The 21,987-nt window shown below is 68.8% G+C and carries 18 protein-coding genes; 7 read left to right on the forward strand and 11 right to left on the reverse strand.

Annotated elements, in window-relative coordinates; translation table 11 throughout:
* Positions 1–160 precede the first annotated feature (160 nt).
* Positions 161–571 carry a coenzyme B12-dependent isobutyryl CoA mutase small subunit gene (locus R0146_RS00335; RefSeq protein ID WP_317690890.1) on the reverse strand — a complete coding sequence of 137 codons (411 nt, stop codon included), beginning with the start codon at positions 569–571 and terminating at the stop codon, positions 161–163.
* A 356-nt stretch (positions 572–927) separates the two neighbouring features.
* On the opposite strand from R0146_RS00335, the gene R0146_RS00340 reads away from it, so the two are divergent.
* Positions 928–2,061, forward strand: coding sequence for a peptidoglycan DD-metalloendopeptidase family protein (locus R0146_RS00340; RefSeq protein WP_317690892.1), 1,134 nt, complete (start codon positions 928–930; stop codon positions 2,059–2,061).
* Between the two features lie 189 nt (positions 2,062–2,250).
* Here R0146_RS00340 and R0146_RS00345 read toward each other — a convergent pair whose 3' ends face one another.
* Positions 2,251–4,812, reverse strand: coding sequence for a UvrD-helicase domain-containing protein (locus tag R0146_RS00345; protein ID WP_411567179.1), 2,562 nt, complete (start codon positions 4,810–4,812; stop codon positions 2,251–2,253).
* A 298-nt stretch (positions 4,813–5,110) separates the two neighbouring features.
* Between R0146_RS00345 and R0146_RS00350 the strand changes: the two genes are divergently transcribed.
* Together R0146_RS00350 and R0146_RS00355 are read left to right on the forward strand one after the other, a co-directional pair.
* On the forward strand, positions 5,111–6,337 hold the full coding sequence (locus R0146_RS00350) for a phospholipase D-like domain-containing protein (protein WP_411567180.1): 1,227 nt from the start codon (positions 5,111–5,113) through the stop codon (positions 6,335–6,337).
* A 119-nt stretch (positions 6,338–6,456) separates the two neighbouring features.
* On the forward strand, positions 6,457–6,747 hold the full coding sequence (locus R0146_RS00355; protein WP_317690893.1) for a GlsB/YeaQ/YmgE family stress response membrane protein: 291 nt from the start codon (positions 6,457–6,459) through the stop codon (positions 6,745–6,747).
* A 122-nt stretch (positions 6,748–6,869) separates the two neighbouring features.
* Here R0146_RS00355 and R0146_RS00360 read toward each other — a convergent pair whose 3' ends face one another.
* Both R0146_RS00360 and R0146_RS00365 read right to left on the reverse strand, forming a co-directional pair.
* Positions 6,870–7,580 (reverse strand): response regulator, encoded by a 711-nt coding sequence (locus R0146_RS00360; RefSeq protein ID WP_317690894.1) that lies wholly within the window; start codon positions 7,578–7,580, stop codon positions 6,870–6,872.
* On the reverse strand, positions 7,577–8,839 hold the full coding sequence (locus R0146_RS00365; protein WP_317690895.1) for an ATP-binding protein: 1,263 nt from the start codon (positions 8,837–8,839) through the stop codon (positions 7,577–7,579). The genes R0146_RS00360 and R0146_RS00365 overlap by 4 nt, the downstream gene beginning before the upstream one ends.
* A 197-nt stretch (positions 8,840–9,036) precedes the next feature.
* Here R0146_RS00365 and R0146_RS00370 point away from each other — a divergent pair, with 197 nt between their 5' ends.
* Positions 9,037–10,401, forward strand: coding sequence for a PspC domain-containing protein (locus tag R0146_RS00370; RefSeq protein ID WP_317690896.1), 1,365 nt, complete (start codon positions 9,037–9,039; stop codon positions 10,399–10,401).
* On the forward strand, positions 10,398–10,607 hold the full coding sequence (locus R0146_RS00375; protein ID WP_317690897.1) for a hypothetical protein: 210 nt from the start codon (positions 10,398–10,400) through the stop codon (positions 10,605–10,607). The genes R0146_RS00370 and R0146_RS00375 overlap by 4 nt, the downstream gene beginning before the upstream one ends.
* A 141-nt stretch (positions 10,608–10,748) precedes the next feature.
* On the opposite strand, the gene guaA is transcribed toward R0146_RS00375, so the two are convergent.
* Positions 10,749–12,332: a glutamine-hydrolyzing GMP synthase gene (gene guaA, locus R0146_RS00380; RefSeq protein ID WP_317690898.1), complete on the reverse strand. Its 1,584-nt coding sequence runs from the start codon at positions 12,330–12,332 to the stop codon at positions 10,749–10,751.
* 107 nt (positions 12,333–12,439) lie between these two features.
* Here guaA and cysK point away from each other — a divergent pair, with 107 nt between their 5' ends.
* Positions 12,440–13,366 carry a cysteine synthase A gene (cysK, locus tag R0146_RS00385; RefSeq protein ID WP_317690899.1) on the forward strand — a complete coding sequence of 309 codons (927 nt, stop codon included), beginning with the start codon at positions 12,440–12,442 and terminating at the stop codon, positions 13,364–13,366.
* 90 nt (positions 13,367–13,456) lie between these two features.
* On the opposite strand, the gene R0146_RS00390 is transcribed toward cysK, so the two are convergent.
* The 5 genes from R0146_RS00390 to R0146_RS00410 form a co-directional block, all read right to left on the reverse strand.
* Positions 13,457–14,695: an ABC transporter ATP-binding protein gene (locus R0146_RS00390; RefSeq protein ID WP_317690900.1), complete on the reverse strand. Its 1,239-nt coding sequence runs from the start codon at positions 14,693–14,695 to the stop codon at positions 13,457–13,459.
* Between the two features lie 101 nt (positions 14,696–14,796).
* Complete coding sequence (locus R0146_RS00395; protein WP_317690901.1) at positions 14,797–15,639, reverse strand: carbohydrate ABC transporter permease; 843 nt, start codon at positions 15,637–15,639, stop codon at positions 14,797–14,799.
* Position 15,640: 1 nt separating this feature from the next.
* Positions 15,641–16,606 carry a carbohydrate ABC transporter permease gene (locus R0146_RS00400; RefSeq protein WP_317690902.1) on the reverse strand — a complete coding sequence of 322 codons (966 nt, stop codon included), beginning with the start codon at positions 16,604–16,606 and terminating at the stop codon, positions 15,641–15,643.
* Positions 16,603–17,838, reverse strand: a complete 1,236-nt coding sequence (locus tag R0146_RS00405) for an extracellular solute-binding protein (RefSeq protein WP_317690903.1) — start codon at positions 17,836–17,838, stop codon at positions 16,603–16,605. Before R0146_RS00405 ends, R0146_RS00400 begins: the two co-directional genes overlap by 4 nt.
* Positions 17,839–18,387: 549 nt before the next feature.
* On the reverse strand, positions 18,388–18,678 hold the full coding sequence (locus tag R0146_RS00410) for a chorismate mutase (RefSeq protein WP_317692309.1): 291 nt from the start codon (positions 18,676–18,678) through the stop codon (positions 18,388–18,390).
* A gap of 852 nt (positions 18,679–19,530) precedes the next feature.
* Between R0146_RS00410 and R0146_RS00415 the strand changes: the two genes are divergently transcribed.
* Positions 19,531–19,956, forward strand: a complete 426-nt coding sequence (locus tag R0146_RS00415) for a hypothetical protein (RefSeq protein WP_317690904.1) — start codon at positions 19,531–19,533, stop codon at positions 19,954–19,956.
* Positions 19,957–20,669: 713 nt separating this feature from the next.
* Here the strand turns inward: R0146_RS00415 and R0146_RS00420 are convergent.
* Positions 20,670–21,928 (reverse strand): IS3 family transposase gene (locus tag R0146_RS00420; RefSeq protein ID WP_317690159.1). Its coding sequence is split into 2 segments (ribosomal slippage): positions 20,670–21,640 and positions 21,640–21,928, totalling 1,260 coding nucleotides; the frame shifts between segments, so codons are not numbered across the junction.
* Positions 21,929–21,987 lie beyond the last annotated feature (59 nt).

Below are 21,987 nucleotides of genomic sequence, written 5' to 3' on the forward strand. Positions count from 1 at the left end.
AGGGTGCCCGCCGGCCGAGCCACCCAGGCACATAAGCGACACGGCACAATAAAAACGACACGGCCGGCAGGAGCCCCCGAGGGGCCGACCTGCCGGCCGAGGTGTCGTCGGAGCCGGGCCACTCCCCCGAGCCCCGCGAGCCTGTGTATCGCGCGATCTGTCAGGCGGCGTGGGTATGCACGTTGCCCCGGACCCACTCCACGATGCTCTCCATCGTGGTCCCGGGGGTGAAGATCTGCGCCGCGCCCATGTCGCGGAGCGGCTGGATGTCCTCCTCCGGGATGATCCCACCGCCGAAGACGACGATGTCGGCGGCGTCCTGGGCCTTGAGCTGCTCGAGGACATCCTGGAAAAGGGTCAGGTGGGCGCCGGAGAGCACCGACAGGCCGATGCCGTCAGCGTCCTCGGCGATCGCGGTCTGCACGATCTGCTCAGGGGTCTGATGCAGACCGGTGTAGATGACCTCCATGCCGGCGTCGCGAAGGGCGCGGGCCACCACCTTGGCCCCGCGGTCGTGGCCATCAAGGCCGGGCTTGGCGACTACCACTCGAATCCGTGCGTTCGTATCCACGAGCCATAGCCTAGCCGTGCGCCTTCTGCCGCGAGGGGCGGCCCCGTCAACTCCCCGTGCCGGTTCCACCACGTTCTCCCGGCGGGCCGTCGACCGGCCCCGACGGCCGCTGCGGCAGAGGACACGTCCCTCAGAACGGCACATCAACCTGCTCCGGACACCGTCCGGGACCTGTGATCTTGTACACGTCCCGCCCCCGGTTTCCGCGGCGATCCCGCGACTTTCGGCTACTAGGGGGCTCGACCCGCAGTCCCGCGATTTGGCTCTCGGTTTACCAATCCGTTATGTTCGCCAAGGCGTTTGTTTCCACCCGTGAGAAACGTACGTCGTTTGGTCAGCCGAACCGAGGAGAGCCCGTGTCACGGATCCCGACACCCTCGTCGCATCCCCGACGCGCCGTCGCCGCCGACGACTCATCGGAATCGACCCTCGGATCCCCCCGGGCCCCCATCACCACTCTCCGCGACCGGTTCCAGCAGCCGGCTGCTGACGGCACGCCGGGGCGCTATGCCCAGATCGACGGCGGCGACGAGACCGACGACAACCGCCACACCCTGAACACCAGCCTGGCCGCCCTGACCGTCTCGGCTCTCGGTCTGGCCGTGGCCGGCGCGGTCACCCTGACCTCCAACGCTCAGGCGGCCAACCCTGAGGCCGTTCTCGCGGCGCAGCAGCGCAACGGCGGCTCGCCGACCGTGGCGCAGCCCGCGCCCGCCTCCGCCGCCGACACATCCAACGGGGGCGGTGCGGCCAACACGTCGGACGGCCAGTCCCCGGCGGGCGGCGCCCTGGACGGCAGGTCCACCGACGGCACCTCCCGGACGGCGGCCCGTACGGAGCTCGACGCGGCGATGAGCGCCCAGCTGGCGACCGAACGGTCCAAGCAGCTGTCCGCCGCCAACAACTCCGCCACCGAGGCGTCCATCTCGAAGGCCTCGGCCTCCCGCTCTGCGCTGCTGAACGACGCGAAGAAGGCCACGTCGAGCCAGAACGAGCAGCTGAAGACCCCGACCGGCACCCTCAGCGGTGCAGCCGCCCGCTCCGCCACGATGTCCGTCGCGGCCTCCGGTGGCGGCGGTGCGACGCCGCTGAAGCCGGGCACCTACACCCTCGGCGCACGGTTCGGCGCCGTCGGCTCGTGGTCCCGCTACCACACCGGCCAGGACTTCCCCGCCCCGATCGGCACCCCGATCTACGCCGCGGCCGCCGGCGTGATCGCCCCGGCCAACGGCGGGTCCTGGGCCGGCAACCATGTGGTCATCGACCACCCCGGTGGTGGCGCCACCCTGTACGCCCACATGTCCTCCACCGCGGTACGCGTGGGCCAGCAGGTGCAGGCCGGCCAGCTGATCGGCTACGTCGGGGTGACCGGCCGCTCCTTCGGACCGCATCTGCACTGGGAGTACTACCCGAACGCCAAGACGGTCGGCGACCCGTACACCGCGGCGAACCCGGTGCCGTGGCTCGCGGCCCGCGGCGTCGCTCTCTGATCCTCCGCTGACCCTGCCAGCGGGCGTACGTCGCTCGTCAGGGCACTGACCTCCCAGGGGCCCGCACCTCGTCGTGGTGCCCCCGGAGCCCGGCTCGGCCGCCCGTTTCTCAGGCTCTGCCCGGCCAGATTCCCAGCCTCAGCCCGGTAAGGTCCTCAGCCTCCGCCGCGAGGTCCTCAGGCTGTTCGGCTAGAGCTTCTCCATCGGCGCGTGCCGCAGCGACAGCCGCTTCACCCCGAGGGACCCGAAGTCGACATCGGCCTTCGCATTCTGTCCCACCCCCACTGTGCCGACCACGGTGCCCAGTCCGAACGACGTGTGCAGCACCCGGTCCCCGACCGCCACGGCATCCACGTGCGGTCCCCGCGGCGGCTGACCGGACCCGAAGATCCGGCCCCCCTCGGTACGGTCCTTGGCCGAGGACGTCCGGGCCGCGGCGCGGATCTCCCAGGTCGACCCCGGCTCGACAAGACGGCGCCAGTCCAGCAGATCCGTCGGCATGTCCGCGATGAACCTGCTCGGCGGGTTGTACGAGGGCTGCCCCCACTGCGTCCGCACCACCGCGCGGGTGAGGAAGAGCCGCTTGCGGGCCCGGGTGATCCCGACGTACGCGAGGCGGCGTTCCTCCTCCAGCTCGTCGGGATCGTCGAGGGCACGCATGTGCGGGAACACCCCGTCCTCGAAGCCGGTGAGGAACACCGTGTCGAACTCCAGGCCCTTCGCGGTGTGCAGCGTCATCAGGGTGACCACGCCCTCCTCGTCGCCCTCGGGCACGGAGTCGGCGTCGGCGACCAGGGCGATCCGCTCCAGGAACGCCGGCAGTGAGTCGTCCGGTTCCGGGGCTCCACCGCCCAGACCGCCGAGCTCTGCAGACACCGCCGGCCGCTCGGCGTCGGACTCGGACTGCTGGCGCTCCGCATCCTCGACGTCGGGGTCGGTGGCGAGCGGGGTGCCGGTCTCCGGGTCGATCGGCCGTCCGGTCTCGTCGTCGATGTCGACCACGTGGGCCTGGGCGACGAACTCCTCGGCCACCGCCACGAACTCGGTGAGGTTCTCCAACCGGCTCTCGTCCTGCAGGTCGGTGCTCTTGCGCAGCGTGTCGACGTAGCCGGAGGCCTGCAGGATCGACGCGAGGATCTCGTCGGCCGGGCTCCCGGCCGCCATCAGGGCGCGGTGGTCGGCCATCATCGTGGCGAAGCCCCGCAGCTGCGTGGTCGAGCGGGTGGCCAGACCCTCGATCTCGTCCAGGCGGTCCAGCGCGCTGCCGAAGCTGATCCGCTCCCGGTCGGCGAAGTGCTGGACCTGCTCCTGGGCCCGGTCGCCGATGCCGCGCTTGGGCTCGTTGACGATGCGGCGTACGGAGACGTCGTCGTGCGGGTTCGCGATGGCCTTCAGGTAGGCGATCGCGTCGCGCACCTCCTTGCGCTCGTAGAAGCGCACCCCGCCGACCACACGGTAGGGCAGCCCGACACGGATGAAGACGTCCTCGAACGCCCGCGACTGCGCGTTGGTCCGGTAGAACACCGCTGTCTGGCCGTACGTGGTGGTGCCCGCATCGACCAGCCGATCGACCTCGTCGGCGACGAACTGTGCCTCGCCGTGTTCGGTGTCGGCCACGTAGCCGACGATCTTGTCCCCTTGCCCGGCGTCGGACCACAGCCGCTTCTTCGGTCGGTCGGGGTTCTTGGCGATCACCGCGTTGGCCGCGGAGAGGACGGTCTGGGTGGAGCGGTAGTTCTGCTCGAGCAGGATCGTCCGGGCGCCCGGGAAGTCCTTCTCGAAGTCGAGGATGTTGCGGATCGTCGCACCCCGGAAGGCGTAGATCGACTGGTCCGAGTCGCCGACGACCATCAGCTCCGGCGGGTCCATCGGGACGATCCCCGCCTCGGCGAGCCCCTGTGCGGTCTCGTCGCGGTGCTCGTCGACACCGCACAGCTCGCGCACCAACGCGTACTGGGAGGGGTTGGTGTCCTGATACTCGTCGACCAGTACGTGCCGGAAGCGCCGCCGGTACTTCTCCCGGACCTCGGGGAACTCGCGGAGGAGCCGTACGGTCTCCATGATCAGGTCGTCGAAGTCGTACGCCTCCGCGGCACGCAGCCGCCGCTGGTAGTCGGCGTAGACGCCCGGGTAGACGTCCTCCTGCCCGCGCGGTGCCCGCCCGGCCGAGCCCTCGGGACGGACCAGCTCGTTCTTGCAGGCCGAGATCCAGTTGAGCAGCTCACGCGGCTGGTAGCGCTTGGGATCCAGGTTGCGGTCCCGGCAGATCATCTGCATCAGGCGCTTGGAGTCTGCGGTGTCGTAGATGGAGAAGTTGGCCGAACGGTCGAAGTGGCCGATCTCGGCACGCAGAATGCGGACACAGGCCGAGTGGAAGGTCGACACCCACATCACCCGGGCCCGCGGGCCGACCAGCTCCACCACCCGGGAGCGCATCTCCGCGGCGGCCTTGTTGGTGAAGGTGATCGCCAGGATCGATCCAGGATGCACATCACGTACGCCGACGAGGTACGCGATGCGGCGGGTGAGCACCCGGGTCTTGCCCGAACCGGCCCCCGCGACGACCAGCACCGGGGCCCCCGCGTGGACGACCGCCTCCCGCTGCGGGTCATTCAGCCCCGCGACCAGTTCCTCCGGGGTGACCTTGTGCCGCCCGCTCCGCGGACGTCCGCCGGCCGTGGTGCCGGCAGGCCCGGCCTCCCGCAAAGCACCGGCGCCGCCGGGCCCCGAGCCACCCGCACCGCCGGCCATCAGATCGGCGGCCATCGGATCGCCAGCCATCGGATCGGCGGCCTCACCGCCCTGACCGGGTCGGCCGGTGTCCGGACGCTCGCCGACACGCCCGCCGCGGCTCGATGCCGAGCGGGGTCGGGTGGGCGCGCCGAAGGCGGCACCGAAGGCAGGAAAAAGGGTCGGCGAGTCAGCTTCGTTCATGGCATCGTCCAGCCTAGAGGGTGTCTCGGCTATTTTGGGTGGCATGCCAGAGCGTCGAGGGGCCGCAACCACCAGGCCGGTCCGGCACCCCGCCAGGCTCTTCCCGGTGAGTCCGCTGCCCCGGATCCGCCGCCTGGCGGGCCGCCTGTTCGCCCTCGTCGGCATCCTCCAGGCCATCAGCATCGCCGGCCTGCAGGTCGCCGCCTACCTGCGCAAACGACGCCAGGGCCCGATCCGGTTCCCGCGTACGCCTCCCCAGGAGTTCACCACCGCCGAGGGCACCGCGACGATCTTCACGTACGGCCAGGATCTCTACGACGACATGCTGGCGGCGATCCGCTCGGCGCAGCACAGCATCTACTTCGAGACCTTCATCTGGAAGGGCGACGAGATCGGCCAGCAGTTCAAGGACGCCTTCGTCGAGGCCGCCGAACGCGGCGTCGAGGTGTACGTGGTCTGGGACCGCTTCGCCAACCTCGTCGTCGACCACCGCTTCTTCCGGTTCCCCACGACCGTGCACGCCCGCCGACACCCGTTCTATCTGCGGTGGCCGCGTGGGCTGCGGCTCGGCAAGTACGCCCGCAACCACCGCAAGGTGCTGGTCGTCGATCTGGCGACGGCCTGGGTCGGCGGCTACAACATCGGGGCGCGCTACGCCGGCGACTGGCGCGATACCCACGTCCGGCTCACCGGCCCGATCGCCCCCGATCTGGCCGACGCCTTCGTCGACTACTGGAACGCGATCGGCGGCCCCCGGGGCAGGCACCTCGAGGAGCCCCGCGGCCGCGCCTGGCACCGTGCCTCGCGGGTCCACCGCAATGTCCCGATGTACGCGACCTATCCGATCCGCGGGTTGTACCTGGAGGCCATCGACCGCGCCAGCCAACGCATCTGGCTGACCCACGCCTACCTGATCCCGGACCAGGACCTGCTCGACGGCATCCTCCGGGCTGCGGCGCGCGGGGTGGACGTACGGATCATCATCCCGGCGGAGTCCAACCACATCGAGGCGGACTGGCTGTCGCGCGGCTTCTACGGCACGCTGCTACGCGGTGGCGTACGCCTCTTCCTCTACCAGCACGCCATGGTGCACTCGAAGACGGCGACCATCGACGGCGAGTGGGCGACGATCGGCACGGCGAACCTGGACCGGCTGAGCCTGGTCGGCAACTACGAGATCAACGTCGAGTTCATGGATCCGTCGGTCGCCCAACGGATGGAGACGATCTTCTCCACCGATCTGACGAACTGCCGGGAGCTGACCCTGCGGGAGTGGCAACGCCGACCGCTGATGGCGAAGGTCTCCGAGGAACTGCTGAGCCCCTTCCGGCCGTTCCTCTGACGCCTTCCAGCCCGTTCCGGGGACGACACTCGTGGTCGAGTCGGGGTGATCCCCCGAACGCTCCCGTGCCTCCTTCAGGAGCGGTGCCCCGCGCGCCGCGCCCACCTACAGTAGGAGCCATGACAGAGCTTCTCGTTCCTCTCGCCCTCAACGTCGGTTGGTTCGGTCTCATCATCATCGGACTCGTCGCCGGCGCCATCGCCAAGGCCATCCTCCCGGGCAACGACCCCACCAGCTGGGTCACGTCTCTCATCCTCGGTGTCGTCGGCGCTCTCGTCGGCGGCTGGATCGGCAGCCTGGTCGGGATCCAGGGCCACGGCTTCTTCTCGTTGTGGACGTGGATCCTCGCCATCGTCGGCTGCATCGTCGTCCTGTTCGTCTATGGCCTCCTCACCAAGAAGAAGGTCTGATCCGTCCGTCCTTCGCGATCTGACAGTGCAGAAGCCCCACCCGGGAGTCCGGGGTGGGGCTTCTGAGCGTCCGGGCGAGTGCCCGAGCCAGTCCGGGCGAGTGCCCGAGCCGGTCGCGAGTCTCAGACCAGTCGCCGATCGTTGGCCCAGCGGGCGAGCTGGTGGCGGTTGGACAGCTGGAGCTTGCGCAGCACGCTCGACACGTGGGTCTCCACCGTCTTCACCGAGATGAACAGCTCCTTGGCGACCTCCTTGTAGGAGTAGCCGCGGGCGATCAGGCGTAGCACGTCCCGCTCCCGCGGCGACAGCTTGTCGAGGTCCTCGTCGACGCTGGCCACGTCGATCGACCCGGAGAAGGCATCCAGGACGAAGCCGGCCAGCCGCGGGGAGAACACCGCGTCCCCGCCGGCGACCCGTTCGATCGCCTCGATCAACTCATCGGCGTTGATCGACTTGGTCACGTAGCCGCGAGCACCGCCCCGGATCAGCGAGATCACGTCTTCGGCGGCGTCCGACACCGACAGTGCCAGGAAACGTACGTCCGGGTGGCGCTGGTGGACCTGGCGCAGCACCTCGACCCCGCCGCCGCCGGGCAGGTGCACGTCGAGGAGCACCACATCGGGATCGGTGGCGAGGATGGTCCGGACGGCGCCGGGCGCGTCGGCCGCCTCGCCGACGATGGTCACCCGGGCGCCGATCTCGTGCTTCACGCCGGCCCGGAACATGTCGTGGTCGTCCACCACGACCACCCGCAGCGAGCCGGTCCGCAGGCCCTCGCGCGGTCCGGCGCCCTCGGCGTCCGGTGTCTGCGGTTCGGGTTGATGGGTCGTCATCGTGTCATCTCCAGTCGTACGTCGGTCCCCTGGCCCGGCGCCGAGCGGATCGTGGCCCGCCCACCGTGCCTCTCCATCCGTTCCATGATGCTGCGCCGGACCCCTTGGCGGTCGGCGTCGATCGCCTCGGGGTCGAATCCCTGACCGCGGTCACGGACGAACACCTCGACGGTATCCTCCAGCACTTCGGCGTACACGTCGACCCTGTCGACGCCCGCATGCTTCGCCGCGTTCACCATCGCCTCGCGGGCCGCCCGCACCAGCGCGTCCAGGTCCGGGGTCATCGTCGTGTCGCCCACCGTGACGAGTTCGACGTCGATGTCGTGCTCGTCCTCCACTTCCAGCGCGACGCGGCGGACAGCCGCCGCCAGCGTGGTGTCGTCCGGTGGGCTGCCGTACAGCCACTCCCGCAGTTCCCGTTCCTGCCGGCGGGCGAGCCGGGTGACCGCCCGCGAGTCGTGGGCCTGTCGCTGGATGAGGGCGAGGGTCTGCAGCACCGAGTCGTGCAGATGGGCCGCCATGTCGGCCCGGGCGTCCGCCCGGATCTTCTCCTCGCGGATCCGGTCCAGCTCCGCACGGGTGCGGAAGAACCAGGGGGCGCCGACCACGGCGACCCCACCCAGGCTGAGGATCAGCACCATCATCAGTTCGGACGTACGCCCCTCACCGCCCGGATCCGGCACCACCAGCACGAAGGCGATGCCGAGCAGCAGCAGGCCGGTCAGCGCGACCAACAGTGATCCCAGCCGGTCCCGCCGCGACGGGCCACCGTCACCGGCGCGATTGCCCCGCCAGGTGCCCATCGAGTCCGCCTCGCGCCAGATCACGGCCACTCCGGCGCTGGCCAGCATGACGGGCCAGAAGACCGCCCACGGCATGCCGAACCGGGTCATCTGGACCAGCCACAACACGCCCCCGCCGAAGAGGCCCATCGCCAGCGCGGCGCCCATGTCGATGCGGCGGCGCAGCCTGCGCGGAACCGTACGGGCCCCGGTCCGCGCCGCCGACTCCAGGCCCGGAGCGGAGGCCCGTGGCGGTTCGGGCGGCAATGCCACCCACAGCACGGCGTACACCACGGCACCGACGAACTGGGTCATCGTCAGACCGACGAAGGCCAGCCGCAGCAGCATCACCGGCCAGCCGAGATGCTGGCTCAGCCCGGCGCAGACCCCGCCCAGCCATCGCCCGTCGTCGACCCGGTAGGCACGGCGGCGCTCCGGCTCGGCCGGCAGCGCGGGGCCCCTGCCGGTCGGGGGCACGCCGGGGCCCTGCCCTGACCCGCGTGCGGAATCCTTCGCGACACCGGTAGGGTCCCCCGGGACGGGCGAGAGATCATCCATGGTGGATCCAGCAAACCACGCGCCGCTGACAAAGCCACCCTCGGCACCCCTCGTCCCAGCGAAGATGGGGGATGTGCCCGATGGTCCCTTCCACGGACGCGAGACAGGATGGGGGCATGGAGCCGGCGACCACCATGCATCGACCCGCGACGGGAGCACCGATCGCGGGTGTCTGCGCCGCCATCGCCGACCGCGTCGGGATCGATCCCCTGATCATCCGCGTCGCCGCCGTCGTTCTCGCCGTGAGTTCCGGCATGGGCGTCGTCCTCTATCTCGCCGGCTGGGTGCTGATCCCCCGCGAGGGTCACGAGCGGGGTCCCCTGCTGGAGACCTTCCCGGCCCTCACCCGCGCCCCACGCTGGGTGCTGATCACCGCCGTCGCCGTCGTCGTCGTGGCCGTCGCCGCCACCCTCGGCAGTGTGACGTCGCTCTCCCTGTTCCCGGCGGTGGTGCTCGGCCTTGTCTACTACTTCGGCGTGCACCGGCCCCGCCGCGAACGTTCCTTGCGCCGGCCCGGTGTCCCGCCGGTCGTGCCCCCCGGCACCATGGGCCGGTATGTCCCGGGCAACGGTGACCGTGCGACCGGTGATCCCGGCCCCGCCCAGCCGTACGGGCAGGGGCCTCGGCTGGATCAAGCCCAACCTTTCGGGGCCCCTCGGCCGATGACCTCCTCCCCGCAGACGCCGCCGCAGGCCTCGCCTCCGTGGCCCGAGGGAGAGATCCCTACGGCGGTCCGTCCGGTCGCCGGTCCCGCCGCACCCCACGACGTGAGCAACTACCTGGCCAATCCCGACCCGATCGGCCTGTACGCGCCTCCGCCCCCGCGACCCCGCGCCCCGCGAGTACTCGACCCGCAGCGAGTGGGCAAGCGGACCCTCGCCCTGGTCACCCTGACCTCCGTCGGCCTGCTGTGGACTCTGCTGTCCCTGCTCGGCTCCACCGGACGCCCGGTGCCCCCGTTCGCCTGGGCAGCCTCGGCGCTGGTGGTCGTCGGGTGTGCACTGGTGATCGGGGCATGGGCCGGCAGGCCCCGCGGTCTGATCGCGGCAGCGGTGATCCTCGGACTCATCGCGACTGTCGGCGCCTACCAGCACGGACATCCGTCCATCGGCGAACGTCCGGTCGCGGCAACCGCCCCGGTCTCCGTGACGTACGTGAGCGAAGCCGACCTGCCCTCCGGCGACAACTGGGACTTCGGCCGGGTGACGGTCGACCTGTCCGCGCTGGATGCCACTCAGGACGTCCGGTACGAGGCCCACATGGGTGCCGGTTCGCTGACGATCCTGGTGCCCGCCGACATCCGCGTGGTCGCGACGACCCAGGTCGGGATGGGGACGCTGCAGCTCGGCGACTCGGCTCCGGAGTCGGTCACCCAGGAGGATCCCACGACGACGGTCCTCCAGCCCGGCCGCCCCGGCGCCCCGACGATCACGATCAATGCCTCCACCGATCTCGGTGAGCTGGTGGTGAAGACGCGATGAGCACACACCGCACTCCCCCACGCCGCCCGCGCCGCGCCGACGTGCTGTCCTTGGTCCTCGGCCTGCTGGCCATCATCTACGGCGCCGCCATCCTGTGGTCCGGCATGGTGGGCCCGATCGATCGGGACCTGGTGAGCATCGCGCTTCCCGCCGCGCTCGTGGTCATCGGCGTCATCGGCCTCGTGGCCGGTGGCAATCGCGGGTGATCCCCGGTAGCTCGCCTGGTCCCGGGTAGTTCACCTGGTCCCGCACATGTCGCCTGATCCCAGCACCGGACGTACGGAGGGGACGGACCACGTGGTCCGTCCCCTCCGTACGTCGTCGTCCCCGCCTCGCGGGGTGGCGACTCACTCCCACTCGATGGTGCCCGGCGGCTTGCTCGTCACGTCGAGGACCACGCGGTTGATCTCGCGCACCTCGTTGGTGATCCGGGTGGAGATCTTCTCCAGCAGGTCGTACGGCAGCCGGCCCCAGTCAGCGGTCATCGCGTCCTCGCTCGTCACGGGGCGCAGCACCACGGGATGCCCGTACGTACGACCATCGCCCTGCACACCCACGGAACGTACGTCGGCGAGCAGCACGACCGGGAACTGCCAGATGTCGTTGTAGAGGCCGGCGGCCTGCACCTCGTCGCGGGTGATCGCGTCCGCACGCCGCAGCAGGGCCAGCCGCTCCTCATCGACCGCGCCGATGATCCGGATCGCCAGGCCCGGGCCGGGGAACGGGTGGCGCCAGACCATCTCCTCGGGCAGTCCGAGCTCGGTGCCGACCGCCCGGACCTCGTCCTTGAACAGGGTGCGCAGGGGCTCGATGAGCTTGAACTGCAGGTCGTCGGGCAGACCGCCGACGTTGTGGTGGGACTTGATGTTGGCAGCGCCCTCACCACCACCGGACTCCACCACGTCCGGGTAGAGGGTGCCCTGGGCGAGGAACTCGATGGGCTCGTCCTCGTTGAGTTCCCGGGTGGCCGCCTCGAACGCACGGATGAACTCCCGGCCGATGATTTTGCGCTTGGTCTCGGGATCGGTCACCCCGGCGAGTTCGCGCAGGAAGACGTCAGCGACCTGCTTGACGACCAGGTTCACCCCGGTCGCGGCGACGAAGTCCTTCTCGACCTGTTCGGCCTCTCCCTCGCGCAGCAGGCCGTGGTCGACGAAGACACAGACGAGCTGGTCGCCGATGGCCCGTCGCAGGAGCGCGGCGGCCACGGCGGAGTCGACGCCGCCGGACAGGCCGCACAGCACGCGCTTGTCGCCGACGATCTCCCGGATCCGGGCGATCGAGTCCTCGACGATGTTGGCCGGGGTCCAGTCGGGGCGGCAGCCGGCGATGTCGTAGAGGAAGTGCTCGAGCACGCGCTGGCCGTGTTCGGAGTGCATCACCTCGGGGTGCCACTGCACGCCGGCGACCCGACGGTCCAAGTCCTCGAACGCCGCGACCGGGGCGCCGGCGGTGCATGCCAGGGCGGTGAATCCCGCCGGTGCCTCGCGGACGGCGTCACCGTGGCTCATCCATGTCCGGAACTCGGCGGGAAGGTCACGCAGCAGGGTGCCCGCCTCGACGACGGTGGTCTCGGTGCGTCCGAACTCCGACAGCCCGGTCCGGGCCACCTCACCTCCGAGTGTTGCTGCGATCGCCTGGTAGCCGTAGCAGATGCCGAATACGGGGATGCCGGTGTCGAACAGTGCCGGATCGACCTGTGGCGCTCCCTCGGCGTACACCGACTGCGGGCCTCCTGACAGGATGACCGCCCTGGGGTGCCGGGCGGCGACCTCCGCGGCGGTGGCCGTGTGCGGCATGATCTCGGAGAAGACCCGGGCCTCGCGGACGCGGCGGGCGATGAGCTGTGCGTACTGCGCGCCGAAGTCGATGACGATGACGGTGTCGTGGGTCTCTGCCCCCGCAGCACCGCTCGCTGTCTGATCTGCCATAGGCGGCAGTCTAGGGCCTCGCACCGACACCCCCGGCGGCGCCCGAGGTCGGCACCTCACGCCCCACAACACGTGATATAGACCATAAGTTGGTGTATGACTTGGTCATGGCGCTTTTCGAGAATGTCACCCAGGCCTTCGGCAACACCCCGCTCGTCCGTGTCAATCGCCTGTTCGGCGACACGGCCGCCCATGTGTTCGCGAAGCTGGAGTACTACAACCCCGCGAACTCCGTGAAGGACCGTATCGGTGTCGCCATCGTCGACGCCGCTGAGGCCTCCGGCCAGCTGCAGCCTGGCGGCACCATCGTCGAGGGGACGTCCGGCAACACCGGCATCGCGCTCGCCCTGGTCGGCGCGGCCCGTGGCTACAAGGTCGTGCTGACCATGCCCGAGACCATGTCCAACGAGCGCAAGGCACTGCTGCGCGGGTACGGGGCCGAGCTGGTCCTGACCCCGGGCAAGGAGGGCATGCGTGGGGCCGTGGCCAAGGCCGAAGAGATCGCCGCCGAGCGCGGTGGCATCCTCGCCCGCCAGTTCGAGAACCCGGCCAACCCCGAGATCCACCGGACGAGCACCGCCGAGGAGATCTGGACCGACACCGCCGGTGCGGTCGACATCTTCGTCGCGGGCATCGGCACCGGTGGCACCATCACCGGCGTCGGCGAGGTGCTGAAGTCCCGCAAGCCCGAGGTGAAGGTCGTCGGCGTCGAGCCGGCCGATTCTCCGCTGCTCACCGAAGGCCACCCCGGACCGCACAAGATCCAGGGCATCGGCGCGAACTTCGTCCCGGAGATCCTCAACCGCGACGTCCTCGACGAGGTGCTCACCGCGACCACCGAGGAGTCGGTGACGTTCGCCCGCGGCGCGGCGACCCAGGAGGGTCTGCTCGTCGGCATCTCGTCGGGTGCGGCACTGAGCGCCGCGGCCAAGGTGGCCGCCCGCCCGGAGAACGCCGGCAAGAACATCGTGGTCCTGCTGCCGGACTTCGGCGAGCGCTACCTGTCCACCGTCCTCTTCGAGGGCCTCGTCTGAGGGATGAAACGAACGGGCCCGGGTCCGGAAGCGATTGCTTCCGGACCCGGGCCCGCAGCATGGTCGGCCGTCGGTCCGACGGCGGCCGGCTCAGCCCTTGGCGGCGGTGATCTCGGAGACCCGTTCCTCCTCCGCCCGGGCGGTGAGGTCGGCACCGGCCGCCGCATCCCGGGTGAGGTTGCTGCCGTCGGTCGGGTCGAACACGTGCACCTTGCGGGTGTCGACCCACAGCTGCGCAGGCCGTCCCCCGCGGACCGTGCTGGCCGAGTCCAGGCTGACGACCAGCGTCGGCGGGATCTCGTCCTGGTCCAGGTCGCGGGCCAGTTCCGCCATCAGCGCGGCGACCTTCGGATCCGGCTCGTAGTCGATGTAACCGTACTGTTCGTTGCCGAGCCACTCGGTGTGGGTGGCGGTCGCCTGGAAGGTGGTGCCGTACGGGCGCACCGCCGGGTCCACCAGGGCGTCGTCCTCGAAGAACTCGGGGCGTACGCCCAGGATCACGTTGTCCTTGCTCCGGGCCGCCGCGAGCACCCGATCGGGCACGGTCAGCACCCCGATCGGCGTGACGAGGCGGTCGCCCTCGACATGGCTCGGCAGGAAGTTCATCGACGGAGAGCCGATGAAGCCCGCCACGAACAGGTTGACCGGCTGCTCGTACAGCTCCCGGGGGCTGCCGACCTGCTGGAGCAGACCCTTCTTGAGCACGGCCACCCTGTCGCCGAGCGTCATCGCCTCGGTCTGGTCGTGGGTGACGTAGACCGAGGTGGTGCCGAGGCGACGCTGCAGCTGCGCGATCTGCGAGCGCATCTGGCCGCGCAGCTTGGCGTCCAGGTTGGACAGCGGCTCGTCGAACAGGAACGCATCGGCGTGCCGTACGATCGCCCGTCCCATCGCCACCCGCTGTCGCTGGCCACCGGAGAGGTTGGCCGGCTTGCGGTCCAGGTGTTCGCGCAGGTCGAGCATGTCGGCGGCCTGGCGGACCCGGCGGTCAAGTTCCTCGGCGGGGATCTTGTTCTTGGTGAGCCGCAGCGGGAAGGCGATGTTCTCGTAGACGGTGAGATGGGGGTAGAGCGCATAATTCTGGAAGACCATCGACAGGTTGCGGTCGCGCGGCGGGAGTTCGTTGACCCGTGTCCCGTCGATCAGCAGGTCCCCGGAGGTGATGTCCTCCAGGCCGACGATCATCCGCAGCAGGGTCGATTTGCCGCACCCGGACGGGCCGACGAGGATCATGAACTCGCCGTCGGCGATCTCGAGGCTCACGCCCTTGACCGCGGTGAAGCCGTCGTCGTACGTCTTGACGAGGTTGTTGAGAGATATCTGGGCCATGGCAGTTCCTTGGGTGTGAAGGGCCTTGGGTGTGAAGGGCCCGGAGAGTGGAGGCGCATTGCCGGTGCTGGGCCCCGACGGTGCCGGAGCGACAGCAGGCGTCAGCCCTTGACCGCGCCCTGGGTCAGGCCGGAGACGATCTGGCGCTGGAAGAGCATCACGATGATGACGATCGGGATGGTGACGACGATCGCTGCGGCAGAGATGGCCCCGGTCGGCTGCTCGAACTGCGAGGCCCCGGTGAAGAAGGCCAGCGCGGCGGGCACCGGTCTGGCGATCGAGGTCGATGTCAGCGAGATGCCGTAGACGAAGTCGTTCCAGGCGATGAAGAAGGCGATGATCGCGGTGGTGAAGACTCCCGGCAGGGCGAGCGGGATGATTACCCGGCGGAAGGCCTGCCAGGTGGTCGCGCCGTCGACCTGGGCCGCCCGTTCCAGGTCCCACGGAATCTGCTGGAAGTACGCCGCGAGGGTGTAGATCGAGATCGGCAGGGTGAGCGACAGGTACGGGATGATCAGGCCCGGCCAGGTGTCGTACAACCCGATCCGGCGCCACAGGTTGAACAGCGGTGTGGTCAGCGAGATGATCGGGAAGATCGACACCCCGAGCGCGGTGTTCAGGACGAGCCGCTTGCCGGGGAAGTCGAGGCGGGCGATGGCGTACGCACAGAACGTGGCCAGGACGACCGCGATCGCCGTCGCGATCAGCGAGATGCCGATCGAGTTGCGTAGGGCCGGCAGGAACAGGCTCTGCGCGGCGCCGGCGAAGATCATCGCGTAGTTGTCCCCGACCCACGCGGAGGGCCAGAAGTTGCCCGAGGTGACATCGGAGGATGACTTGAAGGAGGTGACCAGGATCGAGAAGATCGGCCACAGTGTGTAGAGCAGGACGAGCAGGGCGATGAGTCCCCACAACACCCGCTGTCTGGTGGACAGACCGTTCATGTCACTTCACCCCTCGTCCGGCGAGGTCCACCCGGAATCCCTTGATGGCGATCACCGAGATGAGGATCACGCTCAGGAAGAGGATCACCGACACGGCGGAGCCCAGGCCGATCTCGAGGCGCCCGATGGATGTCCGATACGCGAGCAGTGACAGCGCCTCGGTGCCGTACGCCCCGTTGGTCATGATGAAGATGTTGTCGAAGATGCGGAAGGCGTCGAGGGCCCGGAACAGCACCGCCACCATGATGGCGGCCCGCATGTTCGGCAGGATGACCCGGCTCATCCGCTCCCACCAGGTGGCCCCGTCGACCCGGGCGGCCTCGGTGAGTTCCGTGGGCACCTGGGCCAGACCGGACAACAGCAGCAGCGAGATGAACGGCGTGGTCTTCCACACCTCGGAGGCCATGATGACGAACAGGGCCGGCGCGGTGGAGCCGAACCAGTCGAACGTCGGCCCGATGCCTGGCAGCCACCCGAACCACTTGTTCACGTACCCGGCGTTGATGTCGAACATGTAGAACCAGGCGAAGGCCGACACCACGGTGATGGTGCCGTACGGGATGAGGATCACCGTACGCAGCCATCCGCGGATGGTGCGCAGTGCGTTGTTCATCACCAGGGCGAGGAAGAAGCCCAGGACGAGCTCGACGGCGACGGTCACCACAGTGATCAGCACGGTGACGCCGAAGTCGCGCCAAAAGACCGGATCGGTCAGCACCACGCCGTAGTTGGCGAGCCCGACGAAGCGGCGCTCGGCGGGCGCGGTCAGCCGGTAGCTGAACAGGGAGTCGTAGACGCCCTGGAGGATCGGGTAGATGGTGACGGCGATCATGATGAGGAAGGCCGGGGCGGCGAGTGCCCACCCCATCCGACGTTCGCCGCGGGCGCGGGCGGTCAGCGGCGGCCGCCCCTCGACGACGGCGTGTCGGGCCTGGACGGTGGACGCGGCAGTTGCTGTGGTGCTCATAGCAGTCGTTCTCCCTTCAGCACGGCCATCACGAAGTCCTGAGTCTCTTTGGGCGTCGTCGGTGTCACCTCGGGAAGCGGTGTCCACCGCTGCTGGATCGACGTGCTGATCTCGTTGTAGAACGGGGTCTGCGGACGCGACTTGGCCAGATCGAGCGACTCACGGATGGTGTCGGCCATCGGATACTTGGCACGGACCGCCGGGTCGTCGTACGCCGTCTTGTCGGCCGGCGGATTGCCGTTGGAGACGAAGTAGTACGCCTGGTTCGCCGGCGAAACGATGCAGGAGATCGCCTTGTAGGCAAGGTCGGGATGCTTGCTCTTCGAACCGACGCCGAGAACGATCCCGCCGTACGGCGGCGCGGTCGGCTCGTCGGCCTTCACTCGCGGGTAGAGCGCCCAGCCCATGTCGTCGAGGACGGACTTCTGGACGGTGCCCTGCTCCACCGCGCTCTGGGTAGCGGCGTAGACGAACGGCCAGTTCACCATGAAGGATCCCTGGTCACCCTGCCAGTTCACCATGGTGATGTTCTCGTTCTGCGTGGTGATGCCGGGCCCACCGAGGCCCTTCTGGCCGATGGTCGACACGATCCGGGCGGCTTCCTTGCCGGCGGGCGTGTCGAGGCCGAGCTGGTAATCGGCGGCCGGCGCGTCCGGGTTGAGGACGATGTGCTGACCCTGCGACTCGTACAGGGCGTTCACCCAGACCGTCATCGACTCCGAACGGATCCCCTGCACGCCCAGTTGCTTGCCGGTCTTCTCGGTCGCGGCCATCAGCTGGTCCCAGGTGACCGGCTGGCTCATGTCCAGCCCGGCTTGCTGGGCGACGGACTTCTTGTACCACAGGAGCTGCGTGTTCGCCCAGAACGGGACTGCCGTGATGCGCCCGCCCCAGGTCGCTGCCTGGACCGCCCCGTCGACGGCGTTCGCTGTCGACGCCGCCGCCACGTCGGCCGGCACCGGCGCCAGGAAGCCTGGCTCGGCCAACTCCGGCATGAACGGCGGATCGAGGCTCATGATGTCCAGTGAGGAGTCGCCCGCGGCCAGGCGGCGGGCCAGTTGTTCGCGCTGCGAGGTCGCGTCACGCGGGAGCAGGGAAGTCTGGATGGTGTACGCGCCGCCGGAGGCGGCCGAACAGCGCTGGGCGATCTCCGCTTGACCGCCGTCATCGGGGTTGATGTACCAGGTGAGCGTGGGGGTGCCAGAGCCCCTCGTCGAAGCGCAACCGCTCAACGCGATTGTCGCCGCGAGCGCGACAGCTGCGGCCGTCGCCAGCGCCCGCCGTGGCCGCCTGGGAGGCGAACCGGGCTGATGCATGACCATTCCTTCCACAACGTTGTAGACAGGGACGCGCCGGGGGAAACGCCGAGAGTGGAGGGGCCATAATGATGCGTACGTCACTCCAGACCTGACTCGACCATCGCTATCCCCGCAGCGAATGTCAAGGGTCTAGCATGCAAAAACAACCGACGCGCCGGGATACAGGCAACTGAATGGTGCCGCGGCAGAACTCACGGTCGGTGCTCAGCCGAATCCCGCCGAGGTTCCGAAGAAGTCGAAATAGCCTCGGTCGGCCAAGAACGACCTCAGCGCTCTTGCCGGCATGGGATCGTTCCGGAGTTGTCACCGGTGGGAACGACGGACCTCAGTCCGTGCCCCGGCGCGGTCAGCCTGTCGGTCGGCTGGGCCACAGTGCCGGCTCAGCGCCGGGAGGACCGGCCACGCCGTGATGACCGGCCACGCCGGCCGGAAGGCGGCCGCGTCACTACCATCCGTGACGGCTCAGCACTCGGGCGGAAGGTCTCGCCGGATCGCCTCATGATGCCGGACCACCTCCGACACGATGAAAGCCAGGAACTTCTCCGCGAACTCGGGGTCCAGGTGGGATTCCTCTGCCAACCCCCGCAGACGGCGGATCTGCTCGGCTTCGCGCAGCGGATCGGCGGCAGGAAGGTCGTGGGCAGCCTTCAGCACCCCGACCTGTTGGGTGATCTTGAACCGCTCCGCCAACAGGTGCACCAGCGCAGCATCCATGTTGTCGATGGACGCGCGCAGACGCCCCAGCTCCGCCATCACGTCCTCAGGTGCCACATCCCCGACCCTAGCGCAGGAGGGCCCACGGCACGCGAATCCGGAACGACCCGAGCGATCGCGCCACCCATGGACTTCTGCCTCCCGCTCCTCCACGGTCGGTGGGGCCTCCGGGGGCGGGTTGCCCACGCGTAGGCGCCCGGCGTCCATGGCAGTCCGCGCGGCGGCAGGCTGACACCGCGTCCCCGCCGTGGCCGCCCGGACCCCGTCTCCGATCGTGGCCGACTGGGTCCGCCAGCCGATCGTGGCCGACTGGTCCGGCCTCCCCCGAATCCGCCGCATGTCAGGGCCAGTCTGAGCCGGTGATCAGAGCCCGGCCCGTCGCTGCCGCTGCAGCCAACCGCCGCCGTTTCAGCTAGCCGCCGCCGTTTCAGTCAACCGCGGCGCGTCGGCGGGCCGCGGTTGACTGAACGCGCGGCGTATGCCGATGTGACGCACCTGTCGGCCCTCGAAGACACCATCGGGTGCTCCTGGCAGTCGCAGTAGATCCCGCCTGCGGGATTCGCCTGTCGCCTCAGTGCGGACCGGACCGAGGGGCGTCCCGTGGCTGGTCGACTGGTCGCCTGTGGGTTGACGTGAGGTGGCTCTCATCCCTGTGGATAAGTCGTTTCCGCGGCTTGTTGTGGCCCGTCTGTACGACAGGCTGTGCGGAACGCGAGTCGAAGGGGATGAGACGTGGCGTCGAGACGTGTCTGCGGGTCCGTGGTGGCGTGGATGATGGTCGGTGCGGCCGGCTTGTTGGCCGGTTGTGGCGGTGGTCCTGGCGTGGCGCCGAGTCCGACGCCGACGTATTCGTGTACGCCGGATCCAGCGGGCGCTCCGTGCACGCCGGAGTTGGCTGCGTCGCAGGCTGAGGAGGCCGAGGCGTACGAAGACGCGGTCTTCGTGTATCAGGAGTTCACCAAGGAGCGGAACCGGCTGATTCTGGCAGGCGGGAGTCCGACGCCTACGCCGACGATGGAGAAGTATGCTTCTGGTGACTATCTCGATACTGTTGCGGAATTTATCTCGTCGGGGTATTTTGCTGGCCGGCGAGCTTCGGGTCCTCTGGAGATCCTGAGACTGGAAAAGCTTTCAGTTGATGCGGATCGGGTCACCTTCCTTGCTTGCGAGGATGGCCGCCGCATAGAAGTAGTTGATGCCGAGGGCACCGTTGTTGCGCGTGGTCAGCTGGGGGCGCTCGAGATTGTTGCTGAGCGCTCGGCCAGTGGGTGGATGTTGGTCAATGGTGCCGATGTCGAGGTGTCTCGATGCGGGTAATTCAAGGAATCGCTGTCGGGGTCATTCTATTGATGGCTGGTTCTTCACCTACGTATGCAAACGCGTCCCCGGGCGGTTTTACGGACTTTTCTAGTGTTGAAGTAAGGCCAGACCAGGGCTCGGCGAACGGGCGTGTTCGTGTTGAATCTCGGATGGATGGTCAAAGTAGTGAATCAACGTCCATACGAAAGCAACCTGTGAGTGAGGTGAATTCTGAGGAGCGCCTCATTCGATACAAGCGTATTTTGGGTTTGGATCAGACCAGTGGAAAGGGAGTGCTAGTCGTCAATCCTCCTGATCCGCATCTGCCATTCGCTCGGCTGGCACCGCCGACACGATATCGGGCAGCGCCGCCGGCCGACTTAGCTGTTGTGGCTCGGGAGGCGTCGGCGATGTTGCGGTTGCCGGGTCAGGTGGTGCGGGTGGGGCCGGATCCGTCGTTGAATGAGTGGAACATGCTGGCGGTGGGGTTTCCGGTGTGGTTGTGGTGGGAGGGTGACAGCACGACGAGTCAGACGGTCACTCTGGATGGGGTGACGTTGGAGATGGTTGCTCGTCATCAGTCGTCGTCGTTCGAGATGGGGGATGGGACGACGGTGACGTGTGGGGTGTCGACGCCGTGGGTGGCGGGGGCGCGGCCGCCGGGGTCTCCGTCGCCGACGTGTGGGCATTGAACCGCCCCGGCATGTCCGGAGACTCGCTGGTTTGACTCCTCAGCTTGCTGCTGAGGGTTGTTGTTGAGCGTAGTGGGCCTGCTCGAGAACGACCGGTGGCATGTCTCCGCAGTACTCGTTGAGGCGGCGGTGGTTGTACCAGTCGACCCACTTTGCGGTGGCGATCTCGACGGCGTTCACGTCCCTCCAGGGTCCCTGCCGGCGAATGACCTCGGTCTTGTACATCCCGTTGATGCTCTCGGCCAGGGCGTTGTCGTAGCTCGATCCGACGGCGCCGGCTGAGGGGGTGATGCCGGCGTCGGCGAGGCGTTGGCTGTGGGCCAGGGAGAGGTATTGGCTGCCGTGGTCGTGGTGGGCGACCAGGGCGGTGAAGTCGGCACGGTCCTCCCGCTCACGCACCCAGATGGCCTGCTCGACCGCGTCGAGGACGAGGTCGGCGGTCATCGTGGTAGCGGCCCGCCAGCCGATAATCCGGCGGGCGTAGGCGTCGACGACGAACGCCACGTAGGTCCAGCCGGCCCAGGTCGACACGTAGGTGAAGTCGGCGACCCACAACCGGTTCGGCGCGAGCGGCTCGAAGTTGCGATTCACCAGGTCGGCCGGCTTGGGCCCGATCCCGGCGATCGTTGTCCGTTTCACCTTGCCGCGGACCACCCCGGCCAGCCCCGCCTGGCGCATCAGCCGCTCGATGGTGCAGCGGGCGACGGGTATGCCTTCCCGGTTCAGCGCCAGCCACACCTTGCGGGGTCCGTACACCCCGAAGTTGTCGGCATGGATCCGCCGGATATGTGCCAGCAGCACCTCGTCGCGCTGCTCGCGCTTGGAGGGCAGCCGGTCGCGCCACTCGTAGTAGGTCGACGGGGCGATCTTCACACCATGCTCGGACAACACGGCACAGATCGGCTCTACCCCCCATCGCAACCCACCGGTGGCGGGCTGGTGGTCGGCGTGCTCGCGGATGAAGTCCACGATCACTGCCCGGGCCGGTCGAGCTCGGCCGCGAAGAAAGCCGACGCCGCCTTCAGGATCGCGTTCGCCCGCCGCAACTCGGCGTTCTCCCGCTTCAACCGCTTGACCTCGGCCGACTCCTCCGACGTGACCCCCGGCCGGGCGCCCTGGTCGACCTCGGCCTGCCGCACCCACTTACGCACCGTCTCGGCCGTGGAGATCCCCAGCAGCTCCGCGACCCGGGCCATCGCACCCCAATCGGTGTCCTGATCCGGCCTGATCTCGGCATACATCCTCACCGCCCTGGCCTTCAGCTCAGCCGGATACCTCTTCGACGTGTTCCCTGCCATGACTCCAACCTTCCCAAGGTTCGGAGTCTCCGGACATGCCGGGGCGGTTCACATGTCTA

The organism is Raineyella sp. LH-20, from assembly GCF_033110965.1.
Taxonomy (GTDB): Bacteria; Actinomycetota; Actinomycetes; order Propionibacteriales; family Propionibacteriaceae; genus Raineyella.